General features: G+C 71.8%; 12 protein-coding genes. 6 read left to right on the top strand and 6 right to left on the bottom strand.

Annotation, left to right across the window (positions count from 1 at the left end; all coding sequences use genetic code 11):
- Positions 1-36: 36 nt before the first annotated feature.
- On the bottom strand, positions 37-627 hold the full coding sequence (locus VA596_RS23440; RefSeq protein ID WP_323330031.1) for a TetR/AcrR family transcriptional regulator: 591 nt from the start codon (positions 625-627) through the stop codon (positions 37-39).
- Positions 628-715: 88 nt separating this feature from the next.
- Between VA596_RS23440 and VA596_RS23435 the strand changes: the two genes are divergently transcribed.
- Positions 716-1390: a nitroreductase gene (locus tag VA596_RS23435; protein WP_323330029.1), complete on the top strand. Its 675-nt coding sequence runs from the start codon at positions 716-718 to the stop codon at positions 1388-1390.
- An 85-nt stretch (positions 1391-1475) separates the two neighbouring features.
- Here the strand turns inward: VA596_RS23435 and VA596_RS23430 are convergent, their stop codons facing one another.
- From VA596_RS23430 to VA596_RS23415, 4 genes are read right to left on the bottom strand one after another with little or no spacing between them, the layout of a single operon-like run.
- Positions 1476-2225 carry a hypothetical protein gene (locus VA596_RS23430; RefSeq protein WP_323330027.1) on the bottom strand — a complete coding sequence of 250 codons (750 nt, stop codon included), beginning with the start codon at positions 2223-2225 and terminating at the stop codon, positions 1476-1478.
- Positions 2226-2250: 25 nt separating this feature from the next.
- Positions 2251-6822, bottom strand: a complete 4572-nt coding sequence (locus tag VA596_RS23425; protein ID WP_323330025.1) for an RHS repeat-associated core domain-containing protein — start codon at positions 6820-6822, stop codon at positions 2251-2253.
- On the bottom strand, positions 6819-7145 hold the full coding sequence (locus tag VA596_RS23420) for a type VII secretion target (RefSeq protein WP_323330023.1): 327 nt from the start codon (positions 7143-7145) through the stop codon (positions 6819-6821). The genes VA596_RS23425 and VA596_RS23420 overlap by 4 nt, the downstream gene beginning before the upstream one ends.
- Before the next feature lie 16 nt (positions 7146-7161).
- Positions 7162-7677 (bottom strand): YbaB/EbfC family nucleoid-associated protein, encoded by a 516-nt coding sequence (locus VA596_RS23415; RefSeq protein ID WP_323330021.1) that lies wholly within the window; start codon positions 7675-7677, stop codon positions 7162-7164.
- Between the two features lie 326 nt (positions 7678-8003).
- Between VA596_RS23415 and VA596_RS23410 the strand changes: the two genes are divergently transcribed.
- Positions 8004-10670 carry an ATP-binding protein gene (locus VA596_RS23410; protein WP_323330019.1) on the top strand — a complete coding sequence of 889 codons (2667 nt, stop codon included), beginning with the start codon at positions 8004-8006 and terminating at the stop codon, positions 10668-10670.
- 142 nt (positions 10671-10812) lie between these two features.
- On the opposite strand, the gene VA596_RS23405 is transcribed toward VA596_RS23410, so the two are convergent.
- On the bottom strand, positions 10813-11799 hold the full coding sequence (locus VA596_RS23405) for an Lrp/AsnC family transcriptional regulator (protein ID WP_323330017.1): 987 nt from the start codon (positions 11797-11799) through the stop codon (positions 10813-10815).
- A 122-nt stretch (positions 11800-11921) separates the two neighbouring features.
- Between VA596_RS23405 and VA596_RS23400 the strand changes: the two genes are divergently transcribed.
- The 4 genes from VA596_RS23400 to VA596_RS23385 are packed head-to-tail and all read left to right on the top strand — an operon-like array spanning position 11922 to position 15248.
- Positions 11922-12758, top strand: a complete 837-nt coding sequence (locus tag VA596_RS23400; RefSeq protein WP_323330015.1) for an NAD(P)H-binding protein — start codon at positions 11922-11924, stop codon at positions 12756-12758.
- Between the two features lie 23 nt (positions 12759-12781).
- Positions 12782-13216 carry a DUF6640 family protein gene (locus VA596_RS23395; protein WP_323330013.1) on the top strand — a complete coding sequence of 145 codons (435 nt, stop codon included), beginning with the start codon at positions 12782-12784 and terminating at the stop codon, positions 13214-13216.
- A complete protein-coding gene (locus VA596_RS23390; RefSeq protein ID WP_323330011.1) occupies positions 13213-14766 on the top strand; it encodes an FAD-dependent monooxygenase in 1554 nt (517 codons plus the stop codon). The genes VA596_RS23395 and VA596_RS23390 overlap by 4 nt, the downstream gene beginning before the upstream one ends.
- Positions 14763-15248, top strand: a complete 486-nt coding sequence (locus tag VA596_RS23385; protein WP_323330009.1) for a hypothetical protein — start codon at positions 14763-14765, stop codon at positions 15246-15248. The genes VA596_RS23390 and VA596_RS23385 overlap by 4 nt, the downstream gene beginning before the upstream one ends.
- The last annotated feature ends 6 nt before the right edge of the window (positions 15249-15254 follow it).

Raw genomic sequence — 15254 nt, 5'->3', positions numbered from 1 at the left:
TGGCGCAAGAGAAATTCCGCCGCCTCGGAGCGCGGTCTACTTTCCGGGGCGGCGCGGCGCGTGGTCGAGCAGGGTTTCGGCGGCCTTGCGGGCGTGGCGGCCGTAGTCCGGGTCGTTGAGCACCATCGCGCGGCTCGCGGCGCCGTCGGAGAGGGTGACGAGCTGCTCGGCCAGCGGTTCCGGCTCGGCGATGCCGAGGTCGTCCAGCAGGCCGGTCACCAGCGCGAGCATGAGGAGCTTCTGCTCGCGCGCGAAGGCGTGCACGCGGCCGGCGGGGTCGGGGTGCTCGACGGCGGCGTGGATGAACGGGCAGCCGTGGACGGTCCCGTCCGGCCATGGCTGCACCGCGAACATCGCGAGGAGCCGCTCGCGTGGAGGCAGGTCGTCGCGCCGGAGGGTTTCGAGCAGCGAGTAGCCGGACCGCAGGAGGTGGTCCAGCTGGGCCAGGACGAGGTCCTCCTTGGTGGGGAAGTGGGCGTACAGGGTGCGCTTGGACACCGGGGCGTGGGCGGCGATGTCTTCCATCGTGGTCGCGGTGATGCCGCGCGCCGCGAACAGGCTGATCGCGGCGGTCACCACGCGTTCCCGCCCGCCCCGGCCGGCCCGGCGTGCCGGTTCGTCGCTCATGCCCTCAAGTATACGTCAGCGTTTACACGGCGCGGGACGTCCGCTACGGTCACCCAAGTAAACGACAGCGTGTACTTCAGGAGGAAGCGTGACGACGGTGACGACGGTGGCGGAGCGGCTCATCCGGGATCGCCGCGCGACCAGGGCGTTCCTGCCCGACCCCGTCCCGGACGAGACGATCGAGGCCGTCTTCCGCCTGGCCGGCGCCGCGCCGTCGAACTCCAACGCGCAGCCCTGGCAGGTCGAGGTGGTCAGCGGAGCCGCACGGGACACCCTCGCCGGAGCACTCGTGGCCGCGGGCCGGGCCGGCCGGCAGACCGTCGATTTCCCGTACAGCGACGGCATTTACTCGCCGGTGCACCAACAGCGGCGCGCGGCGTTCGGCGCCGCGGTCTACGATGCGCTCGGCATCGGCCGGGACGACCGCGAGCTGCGTGCCGCGTACGACACGAAGAGCCTCAGCTTCTACGACGCACCCCACGTCGCCCTGCTGTACGCGCCGGAATCCGGCGACGCGCGGCTGACCGCCGACGTCGGCATGTACGCGCAGACGCTGCTGCTGGCCATGGCCGCCCACGGGGTGGCCAGCTGCCCGCAGGCGTTGCTGAGCTTCTACGCCGACACGGTGCGCGAGACCCTCGGCGTCACCGGCGGCAAGCTGTTGTTCGGCATCGCGTTCGGCTACGCCGACCCGGCGGCGGCGATCAACTCCGTCACTGTCGGCCGCGAGCCACTGGAGACGACGACCCGCTTCCACCGTTGAAACGCCGGCAGTTCCCCGACGCCGACCGCACCGGTTCGACGAGATCGAGGTGGGTGACACCGAAATAGTTCATGCACCACCGGCCTCAGCCGGGGAAGTCCGCGTCCCCGGCGTTCGGTCCGTACAGTGCGGCCTTGACCGCGTCCAGCAGCTCCTCGAGGCCGGCCGGCGTGGCGGCCCCGTCCGGCCCGGTGAGGGTCAAGGTGTCGCCCCGGGTGACCGTGTACACCTCGTGCCGGTAGTTCTCGAACTCGACGAACAGGTCGTCCTGGTCTTTCGAGAGCCTGGTGACCAGGAGCTTCGTCCCGGCGAAGCCGCGTTTCGGCTGTACCGCGCCGGTGTCACCGCGGAAGCGGAACTTCAGGTACGGGGACGGCGGGCGGCCCCAGCGGGTGCCGCGGATGCCGGTGCCGCGGCTGTAGCGGTGTTCGGCGTCCTGAAGGCTCTCGTCGCCGGCCACTTCGCAGCGGTAGACCGGGATGACCGCCCGGACGGCGTCGTTCATCGCGGCGTCGTCCGGGTACAGGCGGTGCAGGGGCGGGGCGGCCGCGGCCACCGCGTCGAAGGCGTATCCCGGGTGGGAGAACCCTTCGGCCACCGCCAGCGGGGCGTCGGTGGTCAGTTCGGCGCTGTGCGCGCGGGCGAAGGACAGCAGCGCGACGGCCAGGCCTTCGTCGTACGAATCCAGCGCGTACGCCTGGAACGCGCGCTCGCCGTCGGCGTACAGGGCGGCGGCGGAGTCGAAGCCGGGCGCCGTCGCCCAGTGCCAGGCCTCGGGCAGGTCGCCGAGCGCGGCGACGCCGGGCATAGCCGCGTAGGTTGCGCGTGGGTCCACTGGTCGCCTCCCGATCTTGCCCTGGTCAGTGCAAGGTACACGGATGCCGCGGCCCCGGCTCCGTGTCCGCGTAGCGCTCGGTGAGCTGCGCGCCTTCGGACGAGTTCTGCGACTTGCCCATGGCTTCCATGTCGTCGGTGTTGTTGTACCAGGCCTTGCGCTCCTCGTCGGTCATGTTGTGGCCTTCGGCGTTCCAGTGCTCGACGACCGGCGGGACGTGCTCGTAGGTCAGGTTCCGCTTGCCGTTCGCGTCGTAGTACGGAATCGGGCGGCCCTGCGCGTCGACCCAGCTCAGCTGGTCGTGCGGGATGCGCGCGCCGCTCGCGTCCCGCGGGACGTCGCCGAGGGCCCGGCCCTGCGTGGTCCACTTCGTCGCCATCTCGTCGTGGGTGGACTGCCAGTAGCCGCCGGGGTACTCGGTACCGCGGTTGTGGACGTGGTCGGCGGGCGGCAGCGCCGGGTCGTGCGCCCACTGCTGGCTCGCCGGGTCCCGGTAGCCGGCCAGGCCCAGCGGGTCGGCCACCGCCAGCGGGTTCGGGACGTAGGTGTAGTGGTTCGTGGACGGGGTCAGCCCGAGCGGGTCCGGCGACAGGTACCGCGCGGTGTGCGGGTCGTAGTAGCGGTGCACGTTGTAGTGCAGCCCGGTCTCGTCGTCGTGGTACTGGCCCGGGAAGCGGAGCGGGCAGCCGGTTCCGTCCGAAGTGGACATCGTGATGGTGTTGCCCCACAGGCCGCTCGTCCGGTACCAGGCGACCCGGCCGGTCGCGTCGACCAGTTCGGTCGGGGCGCCGATCAGGTCGGCGACGATGGCGTGGAAGCGGGTGTCGACGACCTCGGCGGGAGCGTCCGCGAGCCAGGAACGGGTGGTCTGCGCGACGGGTTCGGCCGAGCCGCCGCGGTAGTCCCAGGACGTGACGGAGGTCCGGCCGTCGACGGTGCGGGCGGCTTCGGCCAGGACGGTGCCGTCCCAGGAGAACGTGGTCTCTTCGGCGACACCGCCGTCGGGGGAGAGGCGCTGCTTGGCGATCCGGCGGCCGAACGGGTCGTAGCGGTACCGCCAGCGGGTGCCGTCCGGCGCGGTGACCCCGGTCAGCCGGCCGCGATCGTCCCAGGTGTACTCCCGGACCCGGCGCCGGCCGGACAGGCTGCGGCGCACTTCCCGGACGACCCGGCCGGAAGCGTCGTAGGAGTAGGACGTCCGGCCCGCGCTGCGCAGCAGCATCCCGTCCACCACGCGGGGGCCGGCCACGTCCGAGGTGTCCTCAGTGGACGGACCGGGTTGGGCGGAGACCAGGTTTCCCAGCGCGTCGTAGGCGTAGTGCTCGGCCCAGCCGGCGGCCTGCACGCCGGTGACCCGGCCGCCCGGGGTGAGCGCGAAGGTGCGCGGGCCGTGCACCCGGTCGTCGATCGCGAGCACCTGGCCGTCGGCGCGGTACCGGAAACCGCGTTCCTGGAGTGCGCGATCCGGTTCACCGGCGGAAAAGAGCGTTTGACCGGTGAGCCGGCCCAGTTCGTCGTGCGTCTGGGCGAGGGTCGCGTTTTCGCCGAGGCGGCGGAGCACCTCCCGGCCTTCCCGGTACTCGAAGGCGATCGTGCCGGCCGTCCCGGTCATCGCGGTTTCCCGGCGCAGCCGGTCGTACCGCCACCGCGCCTCGACGCCGGACGGGGTGACCCGGCGGACGCGGCGGCCGGTCAGGTCGTACTCGCTGCGCAGCACCCGGCCGTCGACGGACTCGGCGACCGGGCGGCCGAGCAGGTCGCGTTCGTAGCGCACTTCGACGGCGTCGTCGGCCACCCGGCGCAACCGGCCGCCTTCGTCGTAGTCGAAGGCGATGCTCGTTTCGCCGGAGGTCTGCCGGGACACCCGGCCGCGGACGTCGCGGGTCAGTTCGGTCACCGCGCCGCCCGCTTCGGTGCGGGAGATCAGCGCACCCATCGCGTCGACCCGGTAGGCGAGCGCGCGGCCGGTGAAGTCCCGTTCGCCGATCAGGTTCCCGGCCGGATCGTAGCGGTAGGACCAGGTCTGCCCGGCCGGGTTGCGGACGCCGGTGAGCCGCAGTTCGGTGTCGTGGGTGAAGGTGTGCCGGATGCCGTCCTGGCCGGTGCGCGCGGCGAGCAGCCCGAACGGGCCGCGTTCGAAGACCGTGGTCGCGCCGGTGGCCGAGCGGGCCCGGACCAGGCTGCCTTCGAGGTCGTAGGACCGTTCCTCGCGGTCGCCGTTGGCCGCGACGCGCCAGGTCAGCGCGCCTTCGCGGGTCCAGCCGTACCGGGTGCTGCGGCCGCGCGGGTCGGTCGCTTCGATCGCCCGGCCGAAGCCGTCGAGCCGGAACGTGGTGGTTTCGCCCTCCGGCGACGTGATCGACAGCGGCCGTCCGGCGTCGTTGCTGGTGTAGGTCCAGCGGGCGCCGTCCGGTTCGACGGTGGCGGCCAGGTGGCCCCGCTCGTCCAGCTCGCTGGTCGCGACCGCGCCCAGCGGGTCCACTGTGGACACGATGCGGCCGGCGTCGTCGTAGGTGTGCCGCCAGACCGCGCCGTTCGGCTGGGTCACGGTGACCGGCAGCCGCCAGCGCGGGTCGTACTCGATGGTGAGCGCGGTGCCGTCGGGGTAGGCGATCCGCGTCGGGTCGCCGTTCTCGTCGCGTTCGTAGCGGGTGACGGCCCCGTTCTTGTCCGTGAACGACAGCAGCCGGTGGTACCGGTCGAACTCGGGACGTTCGACCCCGCCGTTCGGGTCGACGACCGCGGTGATGTGGTTGTGCTCGTCGTAGTGGTACTCGGTGCGCCCGCCGAGGCTGTCGGTGACGGTGGTGACGCGGCCGGCCAGGTCGTAGTCGAAGGTCGCGTCGAGGTAGCCGTCGAGGCCGGCGCCGCGGACGACGCGACCGTCCGGGCCGTAGGCGTACTCGTAGCGGTAGCCGGTGCGGTCGGTCCAGGCGACGATCCGGTCCGCGTCGTCGTAGTCGTACTGGTACGGCGCGCCGGTCGAGTTCACGATGCCGGAGAGCCGGCCGCGCCGGTCGTAGCGGAACGCCACGATCGGCACGTCTTCGCCGTGTTCACCGCCGCCGAGCAGGCGGTACCCGGCGATGCGCAGGCCGGCCGCGCCGTCGACGGTGTCGACGCCGACCCGGTAGCCGCCGGAATGCGTGACCGCGAGCGGGCGGCCGGTTTCGTCGCGCCGGTAGTCGACGCGGTGCCCGCCGCGGTCCGACAGGGAGGCGATCTGCCACTCGCCCGGCACGGCCGGGTGCGCGGCGAACCGGCGGGTCCAGCCGGACTCGCGGTCGACGAGCAGGTAGGTCTCCGCGGCGGCGTCCCAGCTCAACGGCCAGCGGGCGCCGAAGCTCGGCAGCACCGGGGAGCCGTCGCGGGCGGGGTGGATGTAGCTGAGCACCTCCGCGTCCGTGCCGTAGTACCGGACGAAGTCGTCGGTCAGCACCAGGCGTTCGTCCAATGTGGACGCCCAGCCGGGGCCGAAGGACCGGCCGTCGGCGTAGCCGGAGGCGTACGCGCGGTTCAGCACCAGCGGCAGCAGCCCGGGCAGCTCGACGTCGGTGCCCGCGGTGATCATCTGGCCGGACACCGCGTCGACCGGGTCGCCGCCCTTGCCGTCGCAGCCGCCGGTTCCCTCGGACTTCTGCCCGCCGGCCGCCTCCGGATCGTGGCTGCCGGGCGCGCTCGGGTCGGCGCCGTGGTCCCCGGGCGGTGCGCCGTCGGGGACACCGCCGCCGTCCGGCTCCGGCGCGGACGACGGCGAGGTGCCCTCGTGCGGGGCGCCGGGTTCGTGCGGGGCGGCGTGGCCGGGCTCGGCCGAGGAGACGTGCGTGCCGCCTTCGCCGGGACGTCCGTGCAGCTCGGACATCACCTTCTTGACCGCGGCGAAGATCTCCTCGAGCTTCGACATCAGCGGCCGCAGCTTCTCGACCGAGTTGATCAGCTTCTTGACCAGCGCGCCGATCTTCTCGATCCACGCCGACACCTGCTCGACCACCTGCGCCACCACGACCGGCGTGCCGAGCCCGAGCGAGCAGACCTCCTCCAGCGCGTCCTGGATGAAGTCGCCGACCGCCTGGGTGATCATGTCGCGGACCATGGCGCGCACCGCGGCGGTGAGCACCCCGACGATCTCCACCACGGTGCTGATCCCGCCCGCGCAGGTCGCGGCCGCGTTGAGGTGGTCGATCTTGTTCTCGACGTTCGCGCGGTAGGCGTCCGCGGCCTTGCCGGTCCAGTGCGCGGTGTCCCGCTGCACGCTGTCACCGAGGTCCTTGGCCGCCTTCTCCACGGCCTTGGCGATGTTGCCCCAGGTCTGCGAGTAGGCGGTGATCTGGTCGGCGTCGCCGGCCAGCTGGTTCAGCGCGTCCTGCAACGGCTGGACGTGCTCGATCAGCCAGTTGAGGCCGTAGGAGATGAGCGTGCCGACCGGGTTCATCGCGATGGTCAGCAGGTCCATCGCGGTGCCGAGCGCGGCGATGCCGCCCTCGATCCACGAGCCGGACTTGATGCCGTCGTAGGCGCCGATCGCGTCGTCGAGGACGTTGACGCCGGTGTGCCAGGTCGTCGAGTCCTGCTTGGCGGCGACCAGCGGGTTGCTCACGCCAGGTCCTTGCCGAGGCCGGTGATCCGCTGCGCGTGCGCCTGTTCGGCGTCCTGGTAGGTCTTCGCCGCCTGCCGGATCGACTGCGACAGCGTGCCCATGGCCTGCTGCGCGGCGCCGAGGGTGAGCAGGCCCGGAGCGCTGACCCCGAGCACCATCGGCACGAAGAGCGGGCCGCAGATCAGGCCGTACGCCTGCACGCCCATGGTGACCTGCTCGGCCGCGGCCAGGGCCTGCCCCAGCGTCTGCCCGACCTGCTCGACCGCTTTCGCGTGCGTGAGCAGCTCGTCCGGGCGGACTTCGTAGCCGTCGCCGTTCGCCATGTCGCCTCCCGTCGCGCTATTCGCGGATCATGACCGGGCCGCCGAAGCCCTCGTCGTCCTCGTCGGGCGGGGCCGGGCGCCGCGCCGGTGGTGGCGGCGGTGCCTCGGGTTCGTCGGCGAGCCGCCCGATCCGGACGGGCGGGGTTTCGCCGGGTTCGGGTTCCGGCTCGGGGAACTTCGCCCGGTAGCTGCCGACGATGGTGTCCCGGGTCCGCGGATCGTCGCCGATGGTCTCCGCCATGACCTCGCCGAGCCGGTCCGGCAGTTTCGCCTGCGCGGTGCGCAGCGCCGACAGCACCGCTTTCGCAACCTGATCGCCGGACATCTCCCGGACGCGATCGGTGATCCGCAGATCGGTGACGTTGCCGGCGGAGTCGACGGTGACTGTGGCGGTCCCGTCCTTGCTGGCCGCCGAAACCGACACCTGCTCAACGGCCTGCTGCATCGCGCGATAACGCAGCGCTTTTTGTTTCGCCTGCGCAACCAATTGGTCGACACGAGCTTCCGCTTTGTCCGATATCGGGTCACTCATCCGGTTGTTCACCCCCCATTGCCGAGTCGGTACGAGGAAACCACCGAATTCGAATCGGCGTGCGCGAGACGTACCGGAATTACACCGAATGGCGCAGGGCGCGAGAACGAACCCGCCGACTCGCTCCGGTCGCAGGCCGCGCGCCCGGGCCTGGCTGATCCACGTCTCGCCGACGCCGTCTCAGGCCGCTCGCCGGGGGCCTGTCCTTGTCTTGTCCAGCGGGAAGCGGCCATTCGAGTGAGAACAGCCCATCGGGGTGTGAACCACGTCCATCATGTCCGAACGGCTATCTGCGGGGGACCGGCGAAACCGGCGGGGGCATGGTGATGGCGAAATCGACGGCAGCGGTGCACCGTACGATCGTCGTGGTCGACGTCGAGGGGTTCGGCGCATGGCAACGGACGAATCACCATCAGCTCGCGGTCCGGCGCGGGCTCTACAGCTGCCTGCAGACATCCTTCGACAGAGCCGGCATCCCCTGGGAATCCTGTGAAACGGAAGACCGCGGTGACGGCGTCTTCGTCCTCGCACCGCCGGAAGTGCCGAAAAGCCTCTTCGTGGAGTCACTTCCCACCCGGGTGGTGGACGCCCTCGCGGAGCACAACCACCTGCACGGGCCCGAAGCCCGCATCAGGTTGCGGCTCGCGGTGCACGCGGGAGAAATCAACTACGACGACCACGGCGTCACCGCCGCGTCGGTGAACCTGACGTTTCGCCTCGCGAATTCTTCCGAGTTGCGGGCCGCTTTGGCAGGCTCGCGGGGCATCCTCGCACTCATCACGTCGAACTGGTTCTTCGACGAGGTGGTGCGGCACAGCATCACCGCCAGACCGGAAACCTACCGAAATGTGACTGTCTCGGTCAAAGAAACCGTCACTTCGGCGTGGATCGCCCTGCCGGACAACCCCTACAGCGATATCGCCGGCCCAGTGGGACAACCCAGTCCCGCCGCAGGTGCCGAACACCGCGTGCTCCCGGTACCCCGGCATCTTCCGGCGAGCACCGCCCATTACACCGGCCGCCTCGCCGACATCGCCAAGCTCGACTCGTTGCTCGTCGAGCCCGGGGCGGGCGGGCCCGGAGAAACCTCCATATTCCTGATCGTCGGCGCTGCCGGGATGGGCAAGACCGCGCTGGCCGTTCACTGGGCACACGCGGTGAGAAGCCGGTTCACCGACGGTGACATCTACATCGATCTCCACGGCTACGACCCGGTCGTGCCCACACCTCTCGAGCAGATCCTGGAACGGGTGCTCAGAGCGCTGGGTGTCGCCACCCGGTCCATGCCGGCGGACCTCGAGGGACAGACGGCGCTCTACCGCTCCCTGCTGGCCGACCGGCGTGTCCTGATCGTTCTCGACAACGCCGCCACACCGGAGCAGGTCCGCCCGTTGCTCCCCGGATCGGCCACGTGCCGGGTGCTGATCACCAGTCGCCACCGGATGTCCGGTCTGGTCGCCCGAGAGGGCGCCGCCCGGTTGACCCTCGACCCGCTTCACCCGGCGGAGGCGTACTCCCTCCTCGAGCAGATCGTCGGTGAAGACCGGGTCGCGGCCGAGGGTGCTGCGGCTGCCGAGATCACGCGCGCATGCGCGTACCTTCCGCTCGCGCTGCGCATCGCCGCCGAACGCGTCGCCGCGCACCCCAGGCTCACCCTGGCCGAACTCGCCCGCCAACTGTCCGGCGAACGCGACCGGCTCGACCTGCTGGCCGCGGACGACGACGAGAGCACGGCCGTGCGCGTCGTGTTCTCCTGGTCCTACCGGGCGCTTCCGCCGGCCGTTTCCCACGTGTTCCGCTTGCTCGGCCTGCACTCCGGCCCGGACCTCTCGATCCCGGCCGCCGCGGCGCTGACCAACCTCACCGTCGAGCACACCCGGCGCAACCTCGACGCTCTCGCCAGCGTGCACCTCGTGGAGGAGGTCGACCACAACCGCTACCGTCTCCACGACCTGCTTCGGTTGTACGCCGCGGAACGCGCCGGCGAGGACGAAACCGAAGCCGGCCGCGGTGACGCCAAACTGCGCCTGCTGACGTGGTACCTGCATTCTGCCGACGCCGCCGACCGTCAGCTCGCGCCACGTCGACGGCATGCCCCGCTCGGCGAACCACCCGCCGGCTGCCGTCCTCTGACCTTCGAAACCCAGGGGCGGGCTTGGCAGTGGTGCGAGGCGGAACGCCTCAACCTCGTCGCCGCGACTCGGCAGGCCTCGGCCGAGTCGCACCTGGACATCGCCTGGCAGCTCCCGACCGCGTTATGGGGCTACTTCACCCTGCGGACTCCCTGGGTCGACTGGATCATCGCCTACCGTATCGGGCTCGCCGCGGCCGAGCAGCAGGCCAACCGGAGTGGATACGCCTGGCTGCTCGCGGGTCTGGGAATCGCCTACCGCAACCTCCGCCGGTACGACGATGCGATCGACAGCTTTGAGCGCGCACTCGACATCTGGCGCGAACTGGGCGACCGTTACGCCGAGGCGTGGACCCTGGGAAGCCTGAGCATCACCTTGTGGGAGCTGGAGCGGTTCACCGATGCCTTGGCCTGTTCCCAGGAGGCTCTCACCCTGTTTCGCGCGGTGGACAGCCCCTACGGCGAGAGCGTGGCCCTGCACTGCTTCGGCGACGCCTGCCGCGGCCTCGGACGGTACGCCGAGGCGATCGACTATCTCCAGCAGGCACTGCACTTGCGACGCCGGAGCGGCGACCCGGGCGGTGAATCCCAGATCCTCAAGAGCCTCGGGGACACCTACCGGGACCTCGACGAACTGGACAAGGCCGAAGAGCACTACCGGCAGGCGCTCGAGATGTGGCGTGAGGTCGGCGACCGCTGGAGCGAAGCGAGGAGCCTCACCTCCATCGGCGACATAGCGAAGATCCTCGGCCACATCGACACAGCGGTCGAATGCTGGCGCCAGGCCCTCGCGATCTGCGAGGAACTCGGTGCCCCGCAAACCGCGGAAATCCACGCCCGGCTGAAACACGCGGCAACCTGACGAACCGGTCGTGTGGTCCGTCAGTGCGCGAACTCGCGCGAGCGTTCCGGCGAGACGATGCGGCCGAGGAGCAGCCGGCGCGGTTCACCAATCCTCGAGGACTTCCTCGGCGACGAACAGCAGCAGGCCTGCCCAGCCGGGCTCAGCTGCCGTGGCCGGCGAGCAGCCGGCCGCCGGCGATCAGGGAATCGGCCTGTTTCAAGGGCCGGACGCGGACGCTGACCTCGTAGCCGTCGATGGCCCGGATCTTCGCGATGCGGGTCGTGAGGTACCGGTACAGCCCCTCGGGGTCGCGGCAGATCACGACGGCCATGAGGTTGTCCGGGCCGCCGACGGCGAGGGTCACCGCGACCTCGTCGTGGCGGGCGAGTTCCTCCCCGACTTCTTCGAGGTGCCGCGGCGCGACCCGGATCCAGATGGTGGCGTGGGAGTGGTACCCCAGCCGCTCGGGCAGGAGGTCGACGTCGTAGTAGAGCGCGCCGGAGGTCTCCAGGGCGGCCAGCCGGCGGGCCACCCGGGCCTTCGTCGAACCGGTTTCCCGGGCGAGCCGCACATGCGCGGCCCGCCCGTCCTGGGCCAGGAGCGCGAGCAGGGCGGCGTCCTCGCCGGTGGTTTCGATCGGCGGCCCGGCGACCGGCGGGAGCTCGGCGCGCAGCTCCCGCTCCTGGCCGGGCGTCAACCGGCCCTCGTACCCGGTCCAGTCCGACGTCCCCGGCGGCCCGAACCGGTGCAGCAGCAGGTCGATGCGCACCCCGAGCACGGACACCGACCTCGGCAGCTGCTGCAGCAGGACGTCGTTGCCCCCGGCGCCGGCGCGGAGCAGGCACATGACCTCCGCGCCACCCGAGGTGATGTGGGCGAACGAGACGTCCGGGCGCCGCACGAGCGCGTCGGCGACGGCGTCGACCCGGTCCGGGCGGCACCGGATCCGGGCCACCCACTCGTCGTGCCGGTGGGCGGCCGGCGCGGTCCGCCCGAGCACCCGCAGCACGCCCTCGCGCCGCAGGGCCTGGTACCGGCGGGCCACCGTCTGCTCGGACACCCCGATCAGCTCGGCGACCCGGCGGAACGTGACCCGCGGCGAGCACTGCAGAGCGTGGATGACCTGCGTGTCCACGACGTCGAACATGAGGAAATGGTCGCATATCGAGCACCACTATGGCGGTAAAGCACGTCATCGAGTCATCAAGTGGTTCCACGCCCGGGTGGCCGGAGATGCTGTAGGCAACCCACTGAACAGGAGAAACCCTCGTGACCACTCTTGTGATCGGCGCCCGGGGCAGCGTCGGCCGCCACGTCCTCGACCGGCTGCGGACGGCGGGTGAGCCCGTGCGCGCCTCGGTGCGCGACCCGGCGGCCGCCGGGCTGCCGCCGGGCGTTCCGGTGGTCGCCGCCGACCTCGCCGCACCGGAAACCCTGACGGCCGCGCTGACCGGCGTGCGGCAGGTGTTCCTCTACGCCACGCCGGCCGGCACCGCCGCGTTCACCAAGGCCGCCTGCGACGCCGGTGTGGAGCACGTCGTGCTCCTGTCCTCGGGCAGCGTGCTGCTGCCCTCCGCCCACGGGAACGCCACGGCCGAGCACCACCGCGACGTGGAGCGGACCCTCGGCGAGTCCGGGCTGCGGTGGACGCCGATCCGGCCGCTGGTGCTGGCGAACAACGCACTCGGCTGGGCGGCCTCCGCCCGCGCGGAAGGCGTGGTCCGGCTGCTGTGTCCGGAAGCGCGCACCGCGCCGGTCCACGAACTCGACATCGCGGCCGTCGCCGTCGCGGCCCTGCTCGAACCCGGCACCGGCGGCGTCTCCGAGCTGCTGACCGGCGGCGAGCTGATCTCCCAGCGACGTCAAGTCCAGCTCCTCGCCGAAGCCGCCGGACGGCCCCTCCGGGTCGAGGAGCTGTCGGCTTCCCAGGCCCAGCAGCACTTCGAGCGGTTTCAGCCGCCGGAGATCGCGACGTCGATCGTCGACTTCATCACCGCCGCGGCCCGGGGCGAGTCCCCGAACACCGGCACCGCGCGCCGGGTTCTGGGCCGTGAACCGCTGTCGTTCGCGCGGTGGGCGGCCGATCACGCCGCCTCGTTCGCCTGACCCCGTACCTCGGAGGAGAAATGATGAACATCAGTACCGGCAAGGTTTTGCTCACCCTGAGCTCGGTGTGGTCGGCGTGCGGGTCCTACCGCTTCGACTGGAACGAAACCCACATCCACAACCCCGAGTGGCCGCCGCACGCCAAGTTCCACAACGCGCAGACGATGAGCACCGGAGCCGTGCTGGGCGCGGCGGCGACCTACCTGCTGTGGGGACGCCGCGGCGCGTGGACGAAGGAGCGTCTGCAGGTGACCACGGCGGCCGCGTCGGTGTACTGGGTGACGCAGCTGTCGGCCACCCTGTACCCGGGGACCGCGCTGTTCGACCGCGCGCGCCCGGGTGCCGCCGAAGGTGCCGTGCCGCCGCGCTGGCGGGGGCCGCAGACGGTCGTGGCGGGCACCGCCCTGGTCGTCAACGCGCTCGCGTACGCGCTGGAACGCCGCCGGCTCGGCTCGTGACCGCCGAGGTGGTCGTGGTCGGCGCCGGGCCGATCGGCCTGGCGACCGCCGCGCTGCTGCACGCCGCCGGGATCGACGTGCGGATCGTCGATCGCGGCAGCGAACCCAGCCGGTATTCGAAGGCCACGACGGTGCACCCGCGGACGCTCGAGGTGCTCCAGGCCGTGCGTGCGCCGGGCGGCAGCGTCGCCGACCTCATGGTGGCCGCCGGCAGGAAACTGCCCGCGACGCACTTCGGCCTGCTGCCCCAGCTGCTGGACTACCGCGGGCTCGACACGGAGTTCCCGTACGTGCTGATGATCCCGCAGGCCGTCACCGAGGGAATCCTGGCCGGGCACCTGGCCGCCCAGGGGATCGCCGTCCGGCGCGGGGCAGAGCTGTGCCGCCTCGAGCAGGACGCCGACCGCGTCCGGCTGCACCTCCGTAGCGCCGGCCGGGAGGAAACCGTGGTGTCGCGGTTCGTGGTCGGGGCGGACGGCGCCCGCAGCACGGTCCGCCGTGAGCTCGGCGTCGGTTTCCCCGGTACCGAGCCGACGCTGTGCGGGTTCGTCGGGGACGTCGAACTCCGCCGGCCGCCGGGTGAACCGCACTTCTGGGACGCGGCCCGCGGCACCCTGAACGTGCTGCCGCTGCCGGGCGGGCGTTACCGCGTCTTCGGCGTCGAAGCCGCCGACACCGGCTTGACCCCGGCCCAGGTCCGGGCCCGCCGGGACGTCCCGGTGGACCGCGCCGGGCTGCGCGCGTCGATGACCCGGATCGCCGGCACCGATTACGGGCTGGGCACCGTGTTCTGGGGTTCGCGCAACACCGACACCACCCGGCACGCCGAGCGGGTGCGGGCCGGGCGGGTGTTCCTGGCCGGGGACGCGGCGCACATCCACCTCCCGGCGGGCGGCCAGGGGCTCAACGTCGGGGTGCAGGACGCGGCCAACTTGGCGTGGAAGCTCGCCGCGGAGGTCCGCGGGTGGGCGCCGGCGCACCTCCGCTCCGGCACCGCTTCCTACGAAGCCGAACGGCTTCCCGTCGCACGCCGGCTCGCGGCGAACACCCTGGCCCAGTCCGCCGTCGCGATGACCTTCTCCCCGGCGAACGCCGAGTTGCGGCGCATGCTGGGTGAATTCATTGCCCACCAGGGAGATACGGCCGCGGAGCTCACGGGCTGGCTGTCCGGCCTCGACGTCCACTACCCGGCCGGGCCGCCACCGGAAGGCCGCCGGCTGCCGCCGTTGCCCCTCGCGCGAGGATCGCTGCACGACGCGCTGCGCGTGCACCGGTTCCTGCTGGTCGGGTTCGGTGGCCGGGACGTCGGCGACGCCGCCCTGGCGGGCATCGACCGGACGCTCGTCGAGCCGGCGACGACTCCCGGGCAGTGGTGCGGCCTCGCCTTCGGCCTCGTCCGCCCCGACGGCCACCTCGCCCGCGGGTGGCCCGCGGAGTGCTCCACAGCGGACATCGCCGCCGGGGTCGCTCACTGGACCACGGCGACGACGCAATGCCGTTCGGCGCCGCCGGGCAACCGCGACGGTTCTCCCGGCGTGCTGGAGGCATGACGTCGTCGAGGTCCTGGCTGCCCGAGGCGGCCCTGCTGTGGCTTCCCCTGGTCGTGCTGGTCGGCGGGCTCGCGGTGGTGTGGTCCGGAGCTTCCCTGGCCGCCGAGGTGAACCGGTCGGCGGGGCTCTTCCCGGGGTGGGTCGTCACGACCGGGAGCTGGGAACACCCGACCGCGGCCGTCGAGTACACCGGCCCCGAGGGCGTGACGAAGACGGAGACCTTCGAGTACCACGAAAGGCGGGGAATGGTCCCGGGACGCCGGGTGCAGATCCGGGTGTGGCCGGACGAACGGCGCGCCGAACTCGACGAAGGCGACAAGCACACCGGGCCGATCGTGGTCGGCGCCCTGCTGACCCTGCTCGGCGCGGGCGCCACCGTCCTGGTGTTCCTGTGGCATCACGGCGTGCGGCTGGAGAAGAGCCGGGCGCGGATCGCGAAGTGGTGGGCGTTGTCGTGGTGGTGGCTGTCCCGCTGGCGGTGACGTCGC

Origin of the sequence: Amycolatopsis heterodermiae, from assembly GCF_034929455.1 — a bacterium.
GTDB lineage: Bacteria > Actinomycetota > Actinomycetes > Mycobacteriales > Pseudonocardiaceae > Amycolatopsis > Amycolatopsis heterodermiae.
The sequence above is the reverse complement of the archived record's forward strand: the minus strand, read 5'-3'. Positions and strand labels throughout refer to the sequence as shown.

What these genes read in the sequence shown, in the direction of transcription:
- VA596_RS23420 (WP_323330023.1), bottom strand. Translation starts at nt 7,145, where the DNA reads ATGGCGAACGGCGACGGCTACGAAGTCCGCCCGGACGAGCTGCTCACG.
- VA596_RS23385 (WP_323330009.1), top strand. Translation starts at nt 14,763, where the DNA reads ATGACGTCGTCGAGGTCCTGGCTGCCCGAGGCGGCCCTGCTGTGGCTT.
- VA596_RS23395 (WP_323330013.1), top strand. Translation starts at nt 12,782, where the DNA reads ATGAACATCAGTACCGGCAAGGTTTTGCTCACCCTGAGCTCGGTGTGG.
- VA596_RS23405 (WP_323330017.1), bottom strand. Translation starts at nt 11,799, where the DNA reads ATGTTCGACGTCGTGGACACGCAGGTCATCCACGCTCTGCAGTGCTCG.
- VA596_RS23415 (WP_323330021.1), bottom strand. Translation starts at nt 7,677, where the DNA reads ATGAGTGACCCGATATCGGACAAAGCGGAAGCTCGTGTCGACCAATTG.
- VA596_RS23440 (WP_323330031.1), bottom strand. Translation starts at nt 627, where the DNA reads ATGAGCGACGAACCGGCACGCCGGGCCGGCCGGGGCGGGCGGGAACGC.
- VA596_RS23410 (WP_323330019.1), top strand. Translation starts at nt 8,004, where the DNA reads ATGGCGAAATCGACGGCAGCGGTGCACCGTACGATCGTCGTGGTCGAC.